Annotated in this window: 18 protein-coding genes and 2 pseudogenes; 9 read left to right on the forward strand and 11 right to left on the reverse strand. The window is 71.2% G+C overall.

The window, feature by feature from the left end:
- The first annotated feature begins 299 nt into the window (after nt 1-299).
- Nucleotides 300-1,082 (forward strand): polysaccharide deacetylase family protein, encoded by a 783-nt coding sequence (locus tag AOK08_RS23005; RefSeq protein ID WP_055529314.1) that lies wholly within the window; start codon nt 300-302, stop codon nt 1,080-1,082.
- Nucleotides 1,083-1,151: 69 nt separating this feature from the next.
- Here AOK08_RS23005 and AOK08_RS44830 read toward each other — a convergent pair.
- Both AOK08_RS44830 and AOK08_RS23010 read right to left on the reverse strand, forming a co-directional pair.
- Nucleotides 1,152-1,247: pseudogene (locus AOK08_RS44830) on the reverse strand (flavoprotein); the annotation flags it as partial.
- Between the two features lie 242 nt (nt 1,248-1,489).
- Entirely contained in the window at nt 1,490-1,951 is a 462-nt protein-coding gene (locus tag AOK08_RS23010) for a hypothetical protein (protein ID WP_055529316.1), read from the reverse strand.
- Between the two features lie 120 nt (nt 1,952-2,071).
- Here AOK08_RS23010 and AOK08_RS43540 point away from each other — a divergent pair.
- Nucleotides 2,072-2,375, forward strand: a pseudogene (locus tag AOK08_RS43540) (hypothetical protein); the annotation flags it as partial.
- Nucleotides 2,376-2,408: 33 nt separating this feature from the next.
- Here the strand turns inward: AOK08_RS43540 and AOK08_RS23015 are convergent.
- From AOK08_RS23015 to AOK08_RS23035, 5 genes are all read right to left on the reverse strand, one after another.
- Entirely contained in the window at nt 2,409-3,065 is a 657-nt protein-coding gene (locus tag AOK08_RS23015; protein WP_055529318.1) for a hypothetical protein, read from the reverse strand.
- Complete coding sequence (locus AOK08_RS23020; protein ID WP_079054210.1) at nt 3,062-4,510, reverse strand: ATP-binding protein; 1,449 nt, start codon at nt 4,508-4,510, stop codon at nt 3,062-3,064. The genes AOK08_RS23015 and AOK08_RS23020 overlap by 4 nt, the downstream gene beginning before the upstream one ends.
- A 41-nt stretch (nt 4,511-4,551) precedes the next feature.
- Nucleotides 4,552-5,238 carry a response regulator transcription factor gene (locus tag AOK08_RS23025; protein ID WP_055529322.1) on the reverse strand — a complete coding sequence of 229 codons (687 nt, stop codon included), beginning with the start codon at nt 5,236-5,238 and terminating at the stop codon, nt 4,552-4,554.
- 64 nt (nt 5,239-5,302) lie between these two features.
- Nucleotides 5,303-7,003 carry a murein biosynthesis integral membrane protein MurJ gene (gene murJ / locus AOK08_RS23030; protein WP_079054211.1) on the reverse strand — a complete coding sequence of 567 codons (1,701 nt, stop codon included), beginning with the start codon at nt 7,001-7,003 and terminating at the stop codon, nt 5,303-5,305.
- Nucleotides 7,000-8,202: a lipid II:glycine glycyltransferase FemX gene (locus AOK08_RS23035; protein ID WP_055529324.1), complete on the reverse strand. Its 1,203-nt coding sequence runs from the start codon at nt 8,200-8,202 to the stop codon at nt 7,000-7,002. Before AOK08_RS23035 ends, murJ begins: the two co-directional genes overlap by 4 nt.
- 240 nt (nt 8,203-8,442) lie before the next feature.
- On the opposite strand from AOK08_RS23035, the gene AOK08_RS23040 reads away from it, so the two are divergent.
- From AOK08_RS23040 to AOK08_RS46630, 5 genes are all read left to right on the forward strand, one after another.
- Entirely contained in the window at nt 8,443-9,690 is a 1,248-nt protein-coding gene (locus tag AOK08_RS23040; protein WP_055529326.1) for a L,D-transpeptidase, read from the forward strand.
- 232 nt (nt 9,691-9,922) lie between these two features.
- Nucleotides 9,923-10,726, forward strand: a complete 804-nt coding sequence (locus AOK08_RS23045) for a serine/threonine protein kinase (RefSeq protein WP_198539348.1) — start codon at nt 9,923-9,925, stop codon at nt 10,724-10,726.
- Nucleotides 10,723-12,288, forward strand: a complete 1,566-nt coding sequence (locus AOK08_RS23050) for a serine/threonine-protein kinase (protein WP_338400149.1) — start codon at nt 10,723-10,725, stop codon at nt 12,286-12,288. The genes AOK08_RS23045 and AOK08_RS23050 overlap by 4 nt, the downstream gene beginning before the upstream one ends.
- Before the next feature lie 140 nt (nt 12,289-12,428).
- The gene (locus tag AOK08_RS23055; protein ID WP_055529330.1) at nt 12,429-12,785 is read left to right on the forward strand and encodes a PRC-barrel domain-containing protein; all 357 of its coding nucleotides are present in this window, start codon (nt 12,429-12,431) and stop codon (nt 12,783-12,785) included.
- Nucleotides 12,786-12,840: 55 nt separating this feature from the next.
- Complete coding sequence (locus AOK08_RS46630) at nt 12,841-13,014, forward strand: hypothetical protein (protein WP_198539349.1); 174 nt, start codon at nt 12,841-12,843, stop codon at nt 13,012-13,014.
- Nucleotides 13,015-13,082: 68 nt separating this feature from the next.
- Here AOK08_RS46630 and AOK08_RS23060 read toward each other — a convergent pair whose 3' ends face one another.
- The 3 genes from AOK08_RS23060 to AOK08_RS23070 form a co-directional block, all read right to left on the reverse strand.
- Nucleotides 13,083-14,675, reverse strand: coding sequence for an alpha/beta hydrolase (locus AOK08_RS23060; protein WP_055529332.1), 1,593 nt, complete (start codon nt 14,673-14,675; stop codon nt 13,083-13,085).
- Nucleotides 14,672-16,057 (reverse strand): serine hydrolase domain-containing protein, encoded by a 1,386-nt coding sequence (locus AOK08_RS23065; protein WP_079054212.1) that lies wholly within the window; start codon nt 16,055-16,057, stop codon nt 14,672-14,674. Before AOK08_RS23065 ends, AOK08_RS23060 begins: the two co-directional genes overlap by 4 nt.
- Before the next feature lie 226 nt (nt 16,058-16,283).
- Nucleotides 16,284-17,753, reverse strand: coding sequence for a phosphatase PAP2 family protein (locus AOK08_RS23070; protein ID WP_241827057.1), 1,470 nt, complete (start codon nt 17,751-17,753; stop codon nt 16,284-16,286).
- A gap of 469 nt (nt 17,754-18,222) precedes the next feature.
- Here AOK08_RS23070 and AOK08_RS23075 point away from each other — a divergent pair, with 469 nt between their 5' ends.
- Both AOK08_RS23075 and AOK08_RS23080 read left to right on the forward strand, forming a co-directional pair.
- Complete coding sequence (locus AOK08_RS23075) at nt 18,223-19,806, forward strand: hypothetical protein (RefSeq protein ID WP_055529334.1); 1,584 nt, start codon at nt 18,223-18,225, stop codon at nt 19,804-19,806.
- Between the two features lie 44 nt (nt 19,807-19,850).
- Nucleotides 19,851-20,510 carry a hypothetical protein gene (locus AOK08_RS23080; protein ID WP_055529336.1) on the forward strand — a complete coding sequence of 220 codons (660 nt, stop codon included), beginning with the start codon at nt 19,851-19,853 and terminating at the stop codon, nt 20,508-20,510.
- 44 nt (nt 20,511-20,554) lie between these two features.
- Here the strand turns inward: AOK08_RS23080 and AOK08_RS23085 are convergent, their stop codons facing one another.
- Nucleotides 20,555-21,073 (reverse strand): hypothetical protein, encoded by a 519-nt coding sequence (locus tag AOK08_RS23085; RefSeq protein WP_241827058.1) that lies wholly within the window; start codon nt 21,071-21,073, stop codon nt 20,555-20,557.
- Nucleotides 21,074-21,097 lie beyond the last annotated feature (24 nt).

Raw genomic sequence — 21,097 nt, forward strand, 5'->3', positions numbered from 1 at the left:
CTATCCCCCTCTATCCCCCCATCCCCCCTGAAGTCGCCGCACAGGTACGCGGACGAAGGGAAGAGGCGAGGAAATACGGAAGGGAGGGACGAGTAAATGCGGATGAAGGCGGGTGAAGGATGACGAAAAGGGGGCGGGAAGGTCCGTACCGGAGCCCCGGGTTGTCCGCGAACTCCCCCTGATTTGTGCGTGATCGGTAACAGAGGCATCCCTTCGTCCATTCCACTCGTCCTGTCAACTGGTCGTACGGCGACCGGAGACCGGCGAATTCATCAGAACTACGCGAGAGCGGGGCGGGCATGGCGCGAGCACGGCACAACGGCGGGCGGGGCTGGTACGGCAAGATGTTCGCCGCGGCCCTCGGGGTTACGCTGCTCGCCACCGGGGCCTCGGTGTGGACCGCGCAGGCCGGTTCCGCGAACGGCTCGGCACCGAAGACGAAGGCGACCGCTCCCGCCAAGCAGGCCGCCCTCAAGCCGGTCGACGTGAGCATCGTGCACGCCTCGGACAAGGGACCGCGCGGCGTCAACATCACCATCGACGACGGCCCCGACCCCACCTGGACCCCTCAAGCCCTCGCCGTACTCAAGGAGTTCGGGGTGAAGGCCACGTTCTGCATGGTGGGGACGCAGGCCCAGGCCCACCCGGACCTGGTCAAGAAGGTCGTCGCGGCCGGACACCGGCTGTGCGACCACTCGGTGTCGCACGACACCACCATGGACAAGAAGCCCGAGGCCTACCAGTCCCAGGAGATCCTCGGCGCCGAACGCATGATCACCGAGGCGTCCGGAGGCGTACGCCCGATGTACTACCGCGCCCCCGGCGGCGCCTTCACCCCGTACAGCCGCAAGCTCGCCGCCTCGCGCGGTATGCGCCCGCTGGGCTGGAACGTCGACACCAAGGACTTCGAGCGCCCGGGCACGGCGGCCATCGTCGCCACCGTCCAGCGGGAACTGCCCAACGGGCCGACGCTCCTCTTCCACGACGCGGGCGGCGACCGCTCCCAGACCATCGAGGCCCTGCGCGAGGTCCTGCCCTGGCTCAAGGAGCAGGGGTACTCGTTCGGCTTCCCGGTGCGCTGACCCCACGGACGTACGCCCGTACACCCGTACGCCCGGACGCCCTCGGCACGCCCGCGCGGATCACGACCGCTGAGCCGCGATGACCAGCTTGCCGACGTCGTTGGCCACCCCGGCCGCGCAGACCACGATCTGGAGAAACGGCTTGTCGGGCTGATCACCACTCACGCGGGCACTCCCAATCGGCGGCTGAAGTTGTGCAGTTCGGGCAGGGCGCGGCGACGGTCGTGGGCCGTCGGGCGCCCGTCTTGAGGTCCACCAGCGTGACACCGTCCTCGTCGGGGATGGCGTTTTCGGCGGCACTTCTCCGCTGTTTCTCCGGGACTTCGCCGGTCAGAAGGGCACGCCCGCGCGCTTGGCGAGGCGGGTCAGGCGCGGGTTGCTCCGGCGTTGCAGCGCGGAGACGGCCTTCAGTCGTAGAAGAAGAGCTCAAGGTCCTCGACGGACCCTGGCCCGGTGAGGAATCCCTCAGCCTTCGCGACTTCGTCTTCTGGTGGCAGTTCGCCCTTTATGAGCTGCTGCATCCAGATTTCTCCTTGCTCCCCGACCGCGTAGATGCCAGACAGCAACTCGGTCATGCCAGCAGGATGCGGTGGGTTGCGCCCAGCGACCGGTTGGAGCACCCATCCGCCTGACCGGGCCGCGAGCCGCAGCACACCGGCCCAGTTCGCGATCCTCCCGATACGTACGTGCCACGATTCCTCGGTGAACGGGGCCATCCGCCCACCATGCAGAGGGTTCGTGGCGGCGCCGATGTCCTCGATCACTTGCCGTTCCATGGCGTCACGGACCCAGCGCCCCTCCTGCGCTTCTTCGATGGCGGCCTCCCACCACTTCCACCCGCCGTTGAGTCGGTCCGCGAATGTGTCCATGTGGAGAGGCTTCCATGCGCTCCGGGGGCGCCGATCAGTGGATCGACTCATCAGGAAGACAGGCTGTGGGCCCGTCGGGGGGCCGTCGCTCTCCCTGGACACAGAAGACCGCGCCCCGGCGAGCGGACCTGGCATCCCCTGGGCATGGGCTCAACCCGGTTCGGCCCGCTGCCTGCCGAGATGGCCGCCCGGTGCGCCCCCACCGAACTCACCCCGGACACCGACACCCATCTCAAGGGCATCGCCCACGATTTCTCCGCCCGTCTCCTCGGCGGCGTTGTGCGGCATCGCCGGTGCCTTCACCGTCCTCGACGATCTCGCACTCTTCCTGCGCTACATGCTGGACGACACCGTCCCGGAGCGAGCCGACCGGCAACCGCTGACAGACATCCGCAACGCTTTCCGCACGCTCGCATTCACCTGAGCCTGTCGGTTCAAGGGTCGCCCGAGGTGGCCTTCACGGGTGTGTTCCCGGTGTTCCCGTGTTGCCCGTGTTGCCCGGGGCGAGGTCGCAAGTGCCGGAGTTCGATTTGCCGTCCTGGCCCTTCAGGTCGACGACGATCCGGCCGTCGGCGTCCTGGCTGTACGCGATCGTGCAGGTCAGTTGGCGTAGGGCGGTGTTGTTCAGGGGTGCCAGGGCGAGGGGCAGGTAGGTGGTGACCCTGCCGTTCGAGGCGGGGGTGACCTTGACGGTTCCCGTGGGGGCGGTGGCCGGGAGGGAGGTGGTCAGGCCGGCGGCGCGGTCCGGCTGCTGTGGGCCGGCGAGCAGTGCCGCGACCGCTTCGTGGGTCCGCGCCGCGACGGTCAGGTTGCTGAGGTTCGAGGGTTTGCCGCCCGACCCGGTGTACTCGTAGCCGAAACCGGCCGAGTCGTCGGTTGAGTCGGCGGCCGGGTCCACGGCCGTCCGGATCACGGGGACCACCCCGCCGTCGGGGGAACGGAGGAAGACCAGCATGTCGAAGTCGCGGTCGAGGGAGGCCTGGAAGCCGGCGGGGCCGCCCGCCTCGACGACGTCGGTCGCGCGGATACCGCAGCCGCCGAGGAGGGGGACGGCCGCCGACACCATGGCCATGGCGATGGCCGCCGTACGTCGGCGCGTCCGCGCGCGTCTCATCCCCCGGCCCCCTCCGCGTGCAGCGGTATCTCGACGGCGAAGACGGCACCGCCCTCGGGACGGTTCCCCGCGTGGATCGTGCCGCCGTGCAGCTTCACGTTCTCCAGGGTGATCGCCAGCCCCAGACCACTGCCCGTCGAGCGGGTGCGGGCCGCGTCCGCCTTGTAGAAGCGGTCGAAGATGTGCGGGAGGGACTCGGCGCGGATGCCGGGTCCGCTGTCCATGACCTCGGTGATCAGCACTGCGGGGCCAGGGGCGCGTTCCTCGGTGCGCAGGCGTACCGTCACCGGTGTGCCGCCGTGCCGCAGGGCGTTGCCCACCAGGTTGGCGATCACTACGTCGAAGCGACGGGGGTCCAGGCTTGCCCGGATGCCGTCGGGGAGTTCGGTGCGGACCCGGTCGTCGTCGGTCCAGTGCCGGTGCCGCAGGGTCTGGCGGATGGTCTCGGCGACGTCCACCTCGTCGGTGTTCAGTTCTGCGGCTCGGGCGTCGAAGCGGGAGATCTCCATCAAGTCCTCGACGAGTACCGCGAGTTTGCCTGTCTCCGCGCTGACCAGCCTCACCGCGCGGGCCGTGTCCGCGTCCAGGCCGTCCGCGTCCTCGTCGAGGACCTCGGTGACGGCGAGCATCCCGGCGAGGGGCGTACGCAGTTCGTGCGAGACGTCGGAGGCGAAGCGACGGGCGCGTTCCTCGGCATCACGCAACTCCCGTACAGACAGCTCCAGTTGGGCCGCCGACTCGTTGAATGTACGGGCTAGATCTGCCAGTTCGTCGCTGCCGCGCACCGGGATACGGGTGTCGAGTCTGCCGCTGCCCATGTTCCGGGACGCCTCGCGCAGTTTCCGTACCGGGCGCAACACGCTGCGGGCGGCGAGCAGTCCGGGAATCAGCGCGACGGCGAGGCCGGGCAGGGCGCCGTCCCGGGCGGACGTGAGGAGGGCGTCGACGCTGACCTGTTCCTCGGTCATCCGCATGACGGCGTACAGGACGAGACCGCTGGGCAGCACGCTGTCCGGGCTGGTCTTGAAGACCATGGGCATGGCGATGGTCAGGTACGGCACGCCGTCCTTGACGACTCTCTCGAAGCTGCCACGGGGGTTCGCCCGTGCGGCGCGGCGCAGTTCGGGGGTGATAACGGTGGAGACAGGGTTCTCGCCCGAGGAGGCGCGCAGGGAACCGTACTCGGCGAACACCACCCAGGGATGGGGCTTGCCCTTGCGGGCGATGTCCCGCAGAACCTCCTCCAGGCCCTCCGTCCGTACGGGCAGGGAGAACGACGTCTGCTGGACCTGTTCGCGGAACGACATCACCGCCGTGTCCTGGGCGGTCTGAAGCAGCGCGCTGCGCGCCTCGCGGTAGGTCAGCGCGGCCGTCGTACCGGCGCTGACGCCCGCGACCAGGAGGAACGCGAGCAGCAGTCGCGTACGCAGCCCGAACGGCCTCATCCTCGACCGACCGCCGGACGGCCCACCCTGCTCTTCGTTCCTCACAGCGGGCCGAAGCGGTAGCCGAAGCCCCGCAGTGTCTGGATGTAGCGCGGGCTGCCGACCTCGTCCTCGATCTTGCCGCGCAGCCGCGCCACGCACGCGTCGACCAGTCGGGCGTCGGCGTGGTAGCTGTGGTCCCAGACGTGCTCCAGCAGTTGCTGCCTGCTGAACACCTGCTCGGGCGCGGCGGACAGATGCATCAGGAGCTTGATCTCCGAGGGCGCGAGCGGCAGCGGCCTGCCCGCCTTGGTGACCGTCAATCCGCCCCGGTCGATGGTGAGTTCGCCATACACCTCGATGGCCGGGCGGCCCGAGCCGCTGTTGTCGTCCAGGCGGCGCAGTACGGCACGGATGCGGGCCTCGATCACCTCGGGCCGGGCGGGCTTGACGATGTAGTCGTCGGCGCCGGCTTCCAGGCCGATGACCACGTCGAAGTCGTCGCCGCGCGCGGTGAGCATGATGATCGGCAACTGGCTGCGCTCGCGCACCAGTCGGCAGACCTGTACGCCGTTCATCCCGGGCAGCATCAGGTCCAGCAGCAGCAGATCGGGGCGGAACTCGGCCAGCGCGGCGAGTCCGGCCTCGCCGGTCGCCGCCGTCCGGATCTCGTGGCCACGGCGGCGCAGACCGAGCTCGACCCCTTCGCGTACGGCGGGGTCGTCCTCGATGAGGAGCACGCGGGGCATGGGCAGTTCTCCTGGGTGGTGATCAGGCTCAGGCTCAGGCTCGGGTTCGGGTTCGGGTTCGGGCTCAGGTTCGGGTTCTACGGGTTGCTTTCCTGCGTACGCCCGACAGCAGCGCGTCGAGTTCCGTGAGGCGCAGTGGGCGGGCGAGCAGGGCGAAGGTGAGGACGACGGTGACCGTGCCCGCAGTTGCGGCGGCCAGGGAGTCGGCCCGTTCCGTGACCAGCACCGCCAAGTGACCGAGCACCGTCGCCGGTACGGCGGCCGACAGCAGCCGCGCGTGGGCGCCGACCGCCGAGGACCGCAGGGGGCGGGCGACGGCGAGCCGGCGGCTCAGCACCAGGCCGGTCAGCGCCATGCCCGCGCCCAGCGCCAGTGAGTACGCCCCCGCCATGCCCGTCACCGCCCAGCGGGCCGGCAGCAGATGGGCGGCGACCAGGGAAAGTCCCGCGTTCACGGCGACGATCACGAGGTTGAGCAGGAACGGCGTACGGGTGTCGGAGAGCGCGTAGAAGGCGCGGGACAGGACGTACTGGCCGGACAGGGCGACCAGGCCCGGCGCGAAGGCCATCAGGATCCCGGCCATGGCGGCCGTGTCGGCGGCGCTCGTCCTGCCGTGCCCGAAGACGAGGGCCATCACCGGCTGGGCGAGGGCGAACAGCGCGCACGCGGCGGGTACGACGGCGGACGCGCACACGCGCAGGGCGTGGGAGACGTCCCGGCGTACGGCGTCGGTGTCCCCGTCGGCGGCGGACGCGCTCATCCGGGGCATCAGCGCCGTCACCACGGAGACGGTGATGATGCCGTGCGGTACGACCCACAGGGCGTACGCGTTGTTGTAGGCGCCGTATCCGGGGCCGCCGTCGAGGCCCGCCGTGGTGGCGAGGCGGGTGGTGACCCAGTACGCCGCCTGGTTGGCCAGGACGAGCAGCACCAGCCAGCCCGCCGAGCGCAGCGGGCGGGTCAGTCCGCTGCCGCGCCAGTCGAAACGGGGCCGCCAGCGGAAACCGGCGGCGCGCAGCGCGGGTACGAGGGTGAGCGCCTGGACGGCGATACCGGCGGTCGTGCCCCAGCCGAGGACGGCGGTCTCGGCGGTGGTGAGGGTGTCGCCGCCGCCCATGGCCAGGGCCAGGTACAGGCCGAAGACCGTGATGACGACGACGTTGTTGAGGACCGGTGCCCACATCATCGCGCCGAACCGGCCGCGTGCGTTGAGCACTTGGCCGAGCAGTGTGAACAGGCCGAGGAAGAAGATCTGCGGCAGGCAGTAGCGGGCGAGCGCGGTCGTCATGGCCGCCTGCGGGCCGGTGTAGTCGGTGTACGCGCCGACGATCGCGGGCGCCGCCCACACGGCGGTCGCGGTGAGCGCCAGCAGGGCGACGACGCAGACGGTGACGAGCCGGTCGGTGTACGCCACGCCCCCGTCCTCGTGCTCCTTCGCCGCCTTGACCAGCTCGGGCACGAAGACGGCGTTCAGCGCGCCGCCGAGGAGCAGCATGTAGACGATGGTGGGCAGGGCGTTGCCGACCGCGTACCCGTCGGGAATCGGCCCGATGGTGCCCAGCGCCGCCGCGACCACGGCGGACCGCACGAACCCGGTGGCCCGCGAGACGATGGACCCGGCGGCCATGACGGCACTGCTGCGGGCCAGCGTCTTCGTGGGCGTGGCGGTGGTGGTCGGGGTCCCCGGGGTCGCCGGGGTCGCCGGGGTCGTCGGAGTCGCCGGAGTCGCCGGGGTCGTCGGATTCACCGGACTCGCCGCTGTCATCGGCGGTTCAGGTACGCCTGGAAGGCGTGGTAGAGCGCGTGGTTGGTGCCGCCGTTCAACGGTTTCTCCCATTCCCCCAGCGTCTCGACGACCTGTCCCCCGGTGCCGAGCTTCCATCGCAGCAATCCGTACGCGCGTTCGTCCGGATCGAGTGTGGAGGGTACCCCGCGCATGTCGTAGACGTGGGCCCCCTGGGCGTGCGCGTCCAGCAGCATCCGCCACTGGAGGGCGTTGGAGGGCCGGACCTCGCGGCGGTGGTCGGCCGAGGCGCCGGTCTGGTACCAGGTCCGGCGGCCCACCGTGATCATCGTGTGGGCGGCCAGGATCTCCCCCTGGTGACGGGCGACGTACAGCTTCATCCGGCCGGGTTCCTCGGCGTTGAGCGCCGCGTACTGACGCTCGTAGTAGGCGAGCGAGCGGCCGAGCCGGAACCCGTCGCGCCGCTCGGTGATGCCCAACAGCCGGTGGAACTCCGGGAGTTCGGCCGCGCTCCCCACCACCACCTCCACGCCCGCCTGCCGCGCCCGGCGCACATTGCGGCGCCACTCCTGGTTGAGCCCGGACCAGAGGTCTTCCGTCGTGCGTCCGGCGAGCGGTACGCGGAACACGTACCGGGGCTGGGCGTCCCCGTCGGTTCCGGTGCCGTCGCCGCCGCAGCGGTGCCAGCCCCGGGCCCGCAGCCGGTCGGCGACGGCGGTGCCGAGCGGGTCGACCTCACTGGCGAGGACGTCGCCGAGGCGCCGGCCCGGACCGGTGAGCGGCTTGAGCCGGGCGGCGTCCCAGCGCCGGTAGGCGGGCGACGGGCCGATGCGTACGGCGAACACGCCCGCGCGCCGCAGGTGTTCGAGCAGCGGCCCGAGCCAGTCGTCGACATGGGGGTCGTGCCAGTCGGCGACGGGCCCTTCGGGAAGGTAGGCGAAGTACTTGCGGGTGCCGGGGAATTGGCGCAGCAGCACCAGGGCAACGCCCGTCAGCCGACCCGCCTCCGCCTCCGACTCCGGTCCCCAGCCGAGCAGTTGGGCCCGCCAGCCCTCCTTGACGTCGGCCCAGGACGGGCATTGCAGGAATCCGGCGCCGAGGGCCGCGCCGGCGGGGGACGCGAGGAAGGCGCGGTACGTCTGCGCGGTGATGGTCCGCAGGGCCACGCCCGGGTTCGGCGCGCAGGGCAGTTGGCCGGGCGGCACGAGCAGCGCTGACACGGTCTGAGCCTCCTCTTCTCCCCGGGCCTGTCGCGGGGACAACACGGATGCTCACAGCGGCCCATGACCGCTCCGTCCGGCGAATGTGACGGGACCATGACCGTTCCTCACCAGTCGCCGTCACATGGCTCCACAGCCGATGACCTGGCGTTTTCTGGCCCTACAGTCACAACATCGCCAGCTCTGGCCCGCCCCTTCCTCGCCCTTCCTCACCCTTTCTCATCGCTCCCGGAGGTTCCGTTGTCCCGGTCGTCGTCACGCACCCGCGTAATCGTCCACGCCCCCAACCGCGTCCGGGCCGCCGTCGTGGTGGCCGCCCTGCTGGCGCCGCTCGCCGCCTGCTCGTCGAGCCCCTCCCCCAGCGCGCCGGACGGCAAGAACGTGCCGAAGGCCGCCGTCCGCCCGGTGACGGTGACCGTCACGCCCAAGGGCGAGCGGGTCCCGGCGGGCGTGCCCGTGCGGGTCACGGCCTCGGGCGGCAGGCTCACCTCGGTGACCGTCACCGACGCCGAGGGCCACCGGCTCGCCGGGAAGGCCGCCGCCGACGGCCGGTCATGGGTCTCCGCCCGCAAGTCCGTACCCGGCGCGGCCTACAAGGTGACGGCGACAACCCGCACAGAGAGCGGAACCACCGGGACCGGGACCGGGACCACGACCACGACCACGACCAGCACCTTCACCACGGCGGCGGCCGACAAGGTGAACAAGGTCGACTGGCGACCGGGCGCGGGCGCCACCGTCGGTATCGCCCAGCCGATCTCCCTGGTCTTCGACAACCCGGTCAGGAACCGGGCCGAGGTCGAGAAGCAGCTCAGGATCACCACCTCGAACAACACCGAGGGCTCCTGGGGCTGGATAACCGACTACTCGGGCAAGGACCGGGTGGACTGGCGGCCCAAGTCGTACTGGAAGCCGGGCACCAGGATCACGCTGAACGCCGAGCTGAACGGCACCGACTCCGGCGCGGCGGGCGGCTGGTTCGTACGCGACTACACGAGCCGATTCACCATCGGCGCCCGGCAGATCGTCAAGGTCGACCTCGACAACCACCAGCTCGACCTCGTACGCGACGGCAGGTCGGTCCGCCGGATACCGGTCTCCGGCGGCACACCCGGCGGCGACCGGCGCTCCTGGCGCGGAACGGCCGTGCTCATGGCCAAGGAGGGCACGATCAACATGAACTCCGAGACGGTGGGCCTGGCCAACGCCTACGACAAGATGGTCGACTTCTCGATGCGCCTGACCTGGTCGGGCATGTACGCGCACGCCGCCCCGTGGAACGCCCAGTACTTCGGCAACACCAACCACAGCTCCGGCTGCATAGGCATGAGCGACGCGAACGCCGCCTGGTTCTACGGGCAGGTCCGGCCGGGCGACCCGTTCGAGATCACCGGCAAGGAGACCAAGGGCGTGGTCGCGCCGGGGAACGGGTTCGGGGCGTGGAACGTCTCGTGGGCCGAGTGGCGGGGGAAGAGCGCGCTGCGCTGAGAGGTGAACCGGGGAACCGGCTCCCCCATGTGCCCGTCTGACCCTCGTGGGAAGGGCCGGACGAGCGGCGTGGGGGCTCCTGCGGAACGGATCCGAGGGGGCGGACGACCACCTTCGGCCACCGGCCGGATCCAGCCAGGCGCACGCGATCGAGCCCACCCGGGGTACCCCCCGGGGGCTACGATGCCCGGCGGCTTGACCAGCCGAAAAGCGGGGGAAGGAAGATCTGCCGATGAGCGGGATACTCATCCATTTGCCGTCAGAGCGTCGCACGGAGCCGGCCATGACCCGCCGCCTGGGACCGGGTGAGGCCGCGCGTTTCGGGCGGGGTTCGAAGGTGCGTCCCGTCGAGCTGGTGCTGCCCGATCCCGCTGTCTCCCGGCTCGCCGGGGAGATCCGGGTGACGGAGGACCACTGGCAGCTCAGCAACTTCTCCACCACCCACAGCTACCTGGTGGAGAACCCGGAGGGCGCCGGGGAGTATCTGCGGATCCCGCCGCGCCGGTCGGGGGCGCCGATCCCGTTCGAGTTCGCCCGGGTCGTGCTGCCCACCCGGGGCTCCACGGTGAGCTTCCAGGTGTTCGCGCCCGACCACGTCTACCTCGACGCCGACGATCCGGGCGGCTCCTGGGGCACCCGTACGCTCAACGCCTACTCCCTGGACGAGACCGCCACCTACTTCCTCGTCCTGGTCGCGCTCTGCGAACCCCGGCTGCGCGACGAGTCGGCCGTCTCCGTGCCGACCACCCCGCAGGTCGTCGAACGCCTGCGCGGCCACCCGGCCCTGACCCGGCTTACCGCGCGGGCCGTCAGCTCCCACATCGACTACCTCGCCGAGCAGAAACTGCGGGTGCGCGGGCCGCAGGACCGCGCCGACGCGGGCGGCGGCGCACGGCGTACGGGCAAGCGCGAGATCGTGGTCGGCGTCGCGCTGCGCTTCGGTCTGGTCCGCGAGGAGCATCTGGCGCTGCTCCCGCCTCGCACCGCCCCGGGCCTCCCCCTCCCGGACCCGGCCCGGTCCGGGGGCCACCGGTGAACGGCGCGAGCGAGACGTACGGCGGGAAGTACGACGAGATCGTCGACGGGATCACCAGCCGTGGTACAGGTACGAGTGCGGGCGCGACCGGTGAGACCGGCGGGCCGGTACCCCCGGGCTTCCGCGTGGGCCGCTGGGAGGTCACCGCGCCGATCGCCGACGGCGGCTGGGGGCGTGTCTACGAGGGCCGCGACACGCGGACGGAGGCCACGGGGGAGGTCGCCGACGGGGATACGGGGGACGCCCGCCGGGTCGCGCTCAAGTTTCTGGCGACGTCCGGGCTGGCTCCCCGGCAGGCCGAGCGGCTGGCGGAGACCGTGCGGCGCGAGATCGACTTCGGCAGCCGGGCCACGCATCCCCGCCTGATGCGGCTGCTGGACTCCGTGGTGCTCGGCGACACCGGGGTGCCCGGCCTTGACGGTGCCGTCGTGCTGGTCATGGAGCGGGCCGAGTGCAGCCTTCAGGACCTGCTGGACGCCTCGAACGGCGGCCCCCTGCCGGACGCGGGGCGGCTGCTGACCGAGGTCTGCGAGGGGCTGGCCCATCTGCACGGGCTCGGCTGGGTGCACGGCGACCTGAAACCGGACAACGTGCTGATCATGGCCGACGGTTCGGTACGGCTCTCCGACTTCGGTCTCACCGTCGAGCTGGAGGGCACACGCGGCACCCACGGCTACATCCCGCCCCTCGGCTCCCCCGACTATCTGCCGCCCGAACGCTGGCGGGCCCCGCTGGACGAGCGCGGGGTGCGGGTACGGCCCTCCGCCGACGTGTGGGCCCTGGGCGTGATGATCCACCAGGTGTTCACCGGGGGTGCCTCGCCGTTCCCCGGGGCCACCTCGACCGCACGGGCCTCGGCGGTCCAGGAGTACGCCGAGGGCAGGGCGCCGCTCAGGCTGCACGTCATGCTGCCGGAGTTCTGGCGCGCCCTGGCCGCCGACTGTCTCCTGCCCGCCCACACCGAGCGCGCCGCGCACACCGGGGAGAGCCTCCTCGCACGCGTCCGGGCCGCCGACGCCCACACCGACGGCCCCCCGACAACCGGCGGGCGGGCCCGCGGACGCGCCGCCGTACTGGCCGCCGGTGCCGCGCTCGCCCTGCTCGGCGTGGGCGTGGGCGTGGGCGTGGGCGGCGCAGCCTGGTGGCAGGGGGGTGGGGGAGGCTCCGGCGACGACCCCCGTACGTCGCCGGTGGCGAAGCTGCGCGTGTACAACGCCGACGCCAAGTGCCGCGACCGCGCCGACCGGCACCCGCTGTGCGGTCTCGGCCTCGCCATCGACCCCGCCAGACCGTACGTCCTGGACAACGTGGTGGCGACCCGGGTGTGGCACGGCGATGTCCTCACCGTCGAATGCGGTCTGGAGCACGGCGTCCCCATCACCGACGAGGTGGGTTTCCGGTCGTCACGGTGGTACCGGGTGCGGCTGCCCACGACGGCCGACAAGGACAAGGGCACAGACACGTCCATGGACACGGACTCGGGGACCGTCCGGGCCACCGCCTGGCTGCCCGACGTACGCACCCGGAGCCGGCCCGGCGTCCCGGCCTGCACGACGGCCTGACATGACTTGACGTACTCGATGCCAGGTGCTTGTTTCGGTCATACGATGACAAGTGGGTCGGCGTGGTCATGCGCTCGGGCCCGGCCAGGGCCGTCTCACCAGCCTCCAGAGCCTCCAGAGCGCGCAATGAGGGAGCAGGCATGATCCGTGCAGCCGACATCCGCGAGTGGCGCGACCATCAGGTGATCGACGAGAAGGAGCGCAGGATCGGCATCCTCGAAGCGGTCTACGTGGACACGGCCACCGACGAGCCGGCCATGGCCACCGTCCGGACCGGGCTGCCCACCCGCCACCGGCTGGTCTTCGTCCCCCTCGACGACGTGGTCCTCGGACCGGGCTACGTCAAGGTCGCCTACTCCAAGGCCCAGGTGCGCGACGCGCCGTCGATCGGCACCGACGACGTACTCCCCGCCGAACGGGAGGCGGAGATCTTCGAACACTACGGCCTGGCGTACCAACAGGGGTCGAGGGGCGAACGTCAGCTCGCACGCCGCTGACCGCACGCCGCTGACCGCGCGCCGACGAGCACACGACACCGAGGAGATGGTCCGGATGACGGCGCTCTTCCTTCTGCTGATCCTGGTCGCCGTCACCCTGGGAATCATCGGCGTGACAGCCCACGGCCTGGGATTTCTGCTGGCCATCGGCATCCTGGTCCTCGCCGTCGACCTGATCTTCTTCGGGGCGCGACTGTCCCGGCGGGTCAAGCGGCGGCCCTTGCGGTGACGCCCGCACGGTGACCCCGGCGACTTCGGCACCGGCCCGCGCGGGGTCAGGAACCGGTCCGGAACCGGTCAGGAACGCCGCTCGCAGGTGATGTCCCTCGGCGGCAGGTGGCCGGTGGCGAGGTAGGTGCTGACCGCCGTGTCGGCACAGTCGCTGCCGAAGACGCCGTACACGGCGTGCTGGTCCGCGCCCCGGAGGGTGACCAGGCGGGACGAGGGCCAGTTCCGGTGTACCGTCCGCGCCATGTCGTACGTGGTTCGCGGGTCGCCGGTCGCGTTGACGAGCAGGGCGGGCAGGTCGGCGCGGATCGTGGTCGGGCGCTCGCGCGGCGCGTCCCAGAACGCGCACGGGCCGATGTTGTTCGCGACGGGACCGAACAACGGGTCCCGTACGCGGGCGCGTTGGACGTCACGCCAGTAGATCTCGGGATCGCGCGGCGCGGCCACGTCGCCGCACAGGATCGCCGACTGGACGCTGCCGTAGGAGGAGTCGGCGCCGGTCAGCATGAAGCCGAGTATGTCGGCCAGCCAGGGCGACGGGGTGCTGACCGTACCGCCGTCGGCGGCGCGCCGCAGGTCACGTACGGCCTGTGCGAAGGCGTCGTACGCCGTGTCGTTGTCCTGCGAGAGGCCGTTGAGGAGGACGACCGGCACCACCTGCGCGTCCACCCGGTGGGCGCCGATCGACAGGGGCGCCCGTCCGGCCGCGGCCTGGATACGGTCGACTGCCGCCATTACAGCGCTCGTTGTGCGGCCCAGCCCGTACGTCGTGTCGCGGGCGGCGGCCCAGGCGGCCCAGCCCCTCAGGGCGTGCCGGTTGGCCGGCTCCGAGCCGCGCAGCAGCCGGGGCCCGTAGCGGTGGGGGTCGGCGACCCCGTCGAGCACGACCCGGTCGGTGCGGCCGGGGAACATCGTGGCGTACACCTGGCCGAGGTAAGTGCCGTACGAGTAACCGAGGTAGGAGATCCTGCGCTCGCCCAGCGCGGCGCGGATCACGTCCATGTCGCGCGCGGTGTTCCGCGTGGTGGCGTACGGCAGGACGGCACCCTCGTTCGTCCGGCAGCGGCGGGCGAGATCCCGGGCGAACGCCACCCCGCGGTCGAACGCGGCACGGTCGGTGCCGGCCCCGCGGATGAAGGAACCGGCGGGCCAGTGGCAGTCCAGCGGCGTGCTGCGGCCGACAAAGCGGGGGTCGACGCCCACCACGTCGTAGCGCTCGCCGACCTGCTTCATCGCCTTGCGCACCCATGGCGGGTCGCCGAGCGTCTGGCCGCCGGGGCCGCCGCCGTTGAGCAGCAGCGCGCCCACGCGGTGCGCGGTGTCGGTGCCCCGGATCCGGGAGATCGCGACGGTGATCGTACGGCCGTCCGGGGCGTCGTAGTTCAGCGGGACGGTGACGTCGGCGCACCGGGCGCCGGCCTGCTGGAGCTCCTTGCCGGTCCGGTCGTCGGGGCCGAGCAGACAGCTCTTCCAGGTGAGGTTCTGGTGGTGGAAGCGTGCGAGGGGGTCGGCCGTCGCCCGAACGGGCTTGGCGGGCTCGGCGGTGGCGGGCGACGCGGGGAGGGTCAGCGCGCCGACGAGGCACAGGGCGGCCCCGGCGGCGGCACGTAACCCGAGGCGACGCGAACCGCCGGAAGGGTAAGGGGAATTGGAGCTCTTCACGCGGGAGTCCTCTCGGAACGTACGGGATGGGCGTTGGTGTTGGCGTTGGTGTTGGCGTTGGTGTTGGTATCGGTGTTGGTGTTGCCCCGGTCGGACGGCGGCCCGTCCGCGCAGAGGGACTTGTCGACGAGGTCCAGGAAGTCGAGTTCGGCCTGGAGCGAGGCGGGCACCTCGTTCAGGGCGACGGCCACGCTGCGGCCGGCGGGGCCGACGGCAACCAGCGCCCGGTGACCGCCGGGCACCGTGCCCCCGTGCCCCCACCACGTCCCGCCGCAGGACAGCGGCGAGGAGATCAGGCCGAGCCCGTAACGGGCGCCGGGCCACAGCCGGTCGGGGTCGGCGGCCACCGTCCGCCGCATCTGCGCCAGTTGGGCGCCGGGCAGCAGGCGCCCGCCGAACAGGGCGGTGGCGAACCGGGTCAGGTCGGCCGGGGTGGAGACGAGGGCGCCGCCGACCCCGCCGAAGGTCATGTTCCAGTCGGTGCCGTCGACCCGCCGGCCGTCGGCGCCGGTGAAGTAGCTCCGGGAGTGCGGTCCCCGGATCCGGGTGGTGTCGCCGGGCCAGTAGGTGTCGCGCAGCCCCAGCGGTTCGATGATCCGGCGGGTGATCTCCGCCTCGGGGCTGTGGCCGGTGACCTCGCGGACGATCATGCCCAGGACGAGATAGTTGGTGGTCGCGTAGTGCCATGCGCCCCCCTGCGGGCTCGGCAGTTCGAGGGCGCGTGCGACGAGTTCCCGTGGCTCGAAGTGGCGGTACCGCAACCGCTCGAAGTGCTCCCACTCGGGCGCGTCGAGGTAGTCGGGCAGTCCGCTGGTGTGTTGCAGGAGCTGTCGTACGGTGATCCGGCGGCCGTCGTGACCGTGTCCGTCGAACAGACCCGGCAGGTGGCGGTCGACCGGGTCGTCGAGGCCGAGGCGGTGCTCGGCGACGAGCCGCAGGACGACCGTCGCGGTGAACGTCTTGGTGACGCTGCCGACGCGCAGCCGGTCGGTGGCGTTCATACGGCGTCCGGTGCCCAGGTCGGCCGTTCCGGCGGCCCCGGTCCAGCGGCGGCAGGGCCCGCTCGCGGTGGGGTCGGTCGCCAGAACGGCGGCACCGGCGATCCCGTCGCGCTCGGTGAGGACGTGCAGGGCGCGGCGCACCCGGTCGTGGGTGCCGCAGTCGACGGGCGCGTGCGGGTCGGGCGGGCCCGGGTCGGCCACCGCGCCCGCCGCCGAGGAACCGGTCGCGAGCACGGTGACAGCCAGCAGGGCCGCGAGCCCGACGCGGGCGGTGCGGGCGGTGCGGGCGGTGCGGGCGGTGCGGGCGGCACGGGCGGCACGGGCGGTGCGGGCGGCACGGGCGGTGCGGGCGGCACGGGCGCTGTGTAAGAAGGTCGGCATGTGACATCACGCTAGACATCGGCCGCCGCTTGATCACTCCGGCAGGCAGGTGCTTCGGAGGTGGGGGCGGCCCAGGCGGAAACCGGGGAGGAGGCCCCCTGGACGGGCGGCTCCCCCACTGGTAAGCACCCGGCTCCGCTACCCGTGACCGGCCGATCCTCTGCCGGTGACCGGCCGGTCCGCTACCGGTGGCCAGCCCTTCCGCTACCGGTGACCGGCCCTTCCGCTACCGGTGACCGGCCGGGTCCTCCATCTGCTCTCTGCTGCCACGGGCCTGCTCCGGGATGGTCGGGCCGACGGGATTCGGACCGGTTCGGGTCACCGTTGCGGTGACCACGTCGGTCGCCGCGTCGGTCGCCGTCTCGGTCGCCGCGTCCGTCGAGGCTCCCGTCGCCGCATCCGCCGAGGCTCCGGTCGCCGCATCGGTCGAGGCTCCGGTCGACGCGTCGACGCCGACCGGTTCCCACCCTCTGGTCGTCCGTACGTACGCGTAGATCACCGAGAGCATCGCCAGGATGATCAGCGGGCCGAACACCCACGGGTACTCGGCCATCCGCGTCGGCAGATAGCGGTACGACACCAGGAGCGCGGCGAAGACCGTCACGCCGTGTGCGACCAGCCTGGTCGCCGACCGGTCCCAACCGTGGGCCAGGGCTCGCATCCCGGCCTCGACCGTCAGCGCGAAGACCACACCGGCCACGAGGTCGGCGCCGTAGTGGTAGCCGAAGCCCAGGGTCGCGGAGAGCGTGGCGACCAGCCAGAACGTGCCCGCGTACCGCAGGAAGCGGGGGCCCTTGCGGGAGTGGATGAAGATGACGGTGGCCCAGGCCGTGTGCAGGCTGGGCATGCAGTTGCGGGGCGTGATCGAGTCGTACGGCATCTGGCGCGGCGCGGTGAACGGCGGTGGCGTGTCCGGCCACAACTGCGCCAGCGCCCAGTGCCCGCCGCCGGTGCCGAAGGCGCCGGAACCGTAGGTGAAGACCGGTCCGACCACCGGGAAGAGCATGTAGATACCGGGTCCGAGGAGACCTATAGCCAGAAAGGTGCGGACCACGTGATGGCTCGGGAACCTGCCCTCGGCCGCCACGTTGCGCAGTTGGTACAGCGCGACGCAGACCGCGAACACCGCGAGCTGGATGTAGACCCAGTCGAGAAGATGGGTACCGACCGGTCCCGTGGCCCTGACGACCCGGCCCATCAGCCACGACGGGTCGCCGAGCGCGTGATCGGCGGCGGCCACGTACTGGTCGAGCACCAGCGGACGGGTCTTCGACGTGATCAGCAGCCAGGCGTCGCCCGCCTTGCGGCCGGCCACCAGCAGCAGGCCAAGACCCACGCCCTTCAGCAGCAGGACCCGGTCCCGGCCGGTGCGGCGCGTGACGGCGATGACCACACAGCCCAGCATCACCCACAGGGCGCCGCTGCCGAAGGAGTGCCCGGGGACCACCTTGGCGCCGACCGCCAGCCGCCCCAGCAGCAGGGCGACGTCGATGCCCGCCGCGACGCCGAGCGCGATGAACCGTTCCCGCCAGGTGAGCACCACCATCATCAGCGCCATGCTCGCGTAGAGCAGGGGGCCCGACCGGGGGGCGAATATGACCTCTTTCGCCTGGTTGGTGATCGGCCCCGGCATGCCGTAGTGCCGCGCGACGACCTCCAGCGCGACCAGGAACCCGAGGCCCGCCACACCCGCCACGACCCAGAGCGCGGCCGATGGTCGCCGCCACTTCGAGGACTCGGTTCCGCGAGGTATTCGCGCAAACTCTGTTGGCGGCATGTATTGGGTTCCCATTCGGTTCGCCGGACTTGTGCCTTATGTCAATCAGTCCCTGACCTGAGACTGATGTCTGTCAGGCCCCCGACAGACAAAGACGACTGGGTCACGGTCCGGGTTCCGCCCCTTGCCGGGTCCCGGGCGCCCCGCAGAGGACCGCAAGACAATACTCCAGGTCCCGAACCGGATGAAGTCCGGGAGAACATTGGTTGGACGGCGGGGGCAAACGGCCTCACGGCCTTTGCGGTGTGGTGGCCCATTTTTTAGCCATGATCAACCCGCCCGTGACCCAAATCGGCCCCTCCGTGACGAAGCCTGAGGTTTCGCACTTCCAGGGTCGAGAGTTCAGGGCCCAGGGTTCAGAGTTCAGGGTTCAGGGGGTTGGGGTTTCATGCGGAGAACCGCAGTGGTCGCGAGTGTCGTCACCGTCCTCGCGCCGCTCGTGCTGACCGGCGCATCGACGGCGTCAGCCTCGGCGTCTGCGTCTGCGTCTGCGTCTGCGTCTGCCAGGGGATCGCTCACCGTCAGAACGCTGGACCGGAACGGCAGGGCGGTCTACGCCCAGGTCGCGGTCTACAACACGCGGACGAACGACTTCCGCTACATCGAGAGCAACAAGGCGGCGTCGCTGCCCAACGGCACGTACGAACTCGCCACGGACTTCGTCGACGTCCAGGGGAACCAGGAGAACAGCGTCGTCGGCGGCCACAGTGTGCGGGTCTCGGGCGCGACGAGGACCACGTTCGACGAACGGGCGGGGCGCCCGGTCAAGGTCGCGCTCAGCCCGAACCCGGGCAGCGGGTACGACCACATGGTCAGCGCGTACGTCTGTGCCGCCGACAACGGCCCCGCCACCATGGGGGCTTCGGCGGAGTCGGGTCACCTGTACGTCATCCCGACGACCGACAACGCGTACGAGCTGGCCTACAGCACGGCGTATCAGTCGCGTTCGACGACCGGCGGGGACTTCTGGCTGGCGTCCGCCACGCACCGGGGCGGTGTGCCGTCCGGCTTGTCCACGACGCTCCGGAGGACCGGGCTGACCACCATCAAGGTGTCCGCCCGGTCCGGCCCCGACAGCGGCCAGGCGGCGTTCTCGTTCGACTACCAGCCGTCGAACGACGACGCGTGCGTGATGCACACCGACTCGCTCGACGTCGACCGCGACCTGCCCAACTCCTTCGCCGTCCATCTCCCGCCCGGCCAGTGGAGCGTGAGCCAGCGGGACCACGACTTCATCTACGACGGGTTCCGCCCGTACGCGGCCGGCCGGACGACCACGCTGAACATCGGCCACGCGGTCTGGGGACCCAGCGGGCAGCTGCCGTACACCTGGTACCACCAGTTGTACTTCGGGAGCTTCAACCCGTTCGCCGACCCGACCCTCTCGGCCGGAGGCACCCTCGCCGGCGGCACCCTGAAGCTGACCCATGCGGGCAAGACGCTCTACTCACGCAGCTACACCAGGGACGAAGACATCGGCGGGCAGCCCCGGATCTCCGCCGCTGGCTGGTACACGCTCACCCAGACCGCCCACCGCGGCCTGCCTGCCGGTTCGCTGTCGACCGACGCCAGCCTCAGCCTGCGCTTCTACGCCGACCCGGGTCGTAACCAGCAGGTCCTGAACCAGCAGGTCCGGGACTACATCACCCGGTTCTGGCCCAACTCCCTCGACAGCAGGAACCAGGCACCCCACGGGGCGACCACGACCGTCGTCCTCGGTATGGAGCGCAACGGCACCGACGACAGCACGGTGGCCCAGCTGCCCGACGGTGTGAAGTCCGTACGCGCCTGGTACACCACGGACAACGGCGCCCACTGGCACGCCTCCCCGACGAAACTGTCCAACGGCCGGTGGACCGTTCCCGTCCACAACCCGGCCGCCGGTGGCCGCGTCGGCCTGCGCTCCACGGTCACCGACACCCACGGCGACACCTCGACGACCACGGTGCTGAACGCGTACGCCGTGAGGTGAGGCGCGCGAACCGCCCCTGTTGGCCGGGGGTAGCATCCCGCGCCATGAACAGAGCACCCTCGCCCACGGGTTACCGGGTCATCACCGCCGACGAGGCCGAGGCGCGTTTCGCCGCCGCCGCCGACCTCCAGTACCCGTACCAGGAGTTCACCGACGAGCAGGAGATCCGCCTGTACGAGGGTGGTCTGCACGTCGTCGGCAACCTGGAGCGCGAGGGGGACGACGACTGGGCGCCGTGCAACGTGATCGTGGACGGTGACCTGACCGTCGACGGGGACATCGAGTGGTGGGACTCGGCCGGGGGCAACTTCCTGCTGGTCACAGGGGACGTACGGGTCCGCAACGTACTGCTGTCGGGGTGCCCCGACGTGGTGGTCAGGGGCGATCTCACCGCCACCGGGAGCGTGCAGGGGCATCACGGCGACGACGGCGGATTCCTGACCGTCAAGGGGCTGCTCCGCGCCGACCTCGTCATCGGCACCCTGTACTTCAACCTGGACCTCGGCCGGCCGCCGGAGGCACTGCTCATCGCCGACCAATACCGGACCACCTGCCCGGTCGACTTCACCGACGAGGAACTGGACGACCTCGTGCTCCCGGAACTGCTCGACAAGGACGAGCGGGCCGACGAGCACGAGATCGCCGACGCCCTGCGCGCGGGACGCCCGGTGCTGCGTCCCGGTGTGCGCCGCCCGGCCCGGTAGGGAGTGCCCGGCTGGGGGCCGGGCCGGACTCGGGGGCCGGGCTGTCAGACGCCCAGCGCGCCCCTTACCGACTGGGTGAGTTCACCGACCGCGACCACCAGCGGGGTCACCGGCTGGGCGAACGCGGTCAGGCGGTCCAGGGCGCGGCGCAGGACCGTCGGTTCCGGCTGGTCCTCGTCGAGTTCCTCGCGCAGGCGCCGCAGTTCGCGGGTGGTGGCCTCCGGGTCGGCCAGCGCCTCGCGGTGCTCGGTGAGCAACTGCTCGACATAGAGGAGGAGTTCGGACATCCGCGCGGCGATCTGCTCGTCGTCCCTGGGCTCGAAGCCGACCGATCCGGAGAACGCCTGGGCGCCGTGCCCGATCGCCTGGTTGCCCACGTAGTGCGTACCGCCGTTGATCACCAGCCCGTTGTTGACGGGCGGTTCGGGGCGGACGTACGGCTCGGGACGGGCGTACGGTTCGGGGCGGACGTATGGCTCTGGGCGGCCCCCAGCCTCACTGCTGTCACTGCTGTCACTGCTGTCACTGCTGTTACTGCTGTTACTGCTGTTACTGCTGCTCATCGCGGGATCACTGCCTTCTGTCCT

Origin of the sequence: Streptomyces graminilatus (genome assembly GCF_001418565.1) — a bacterium.
Taxonomy (GTDB): domain Bacteria; phylum Actinomycetota; class Actinomycetes; order Streptomycetales; family Streptomycetaceae; genus Streptomyces; species Streptomyces graminilatus.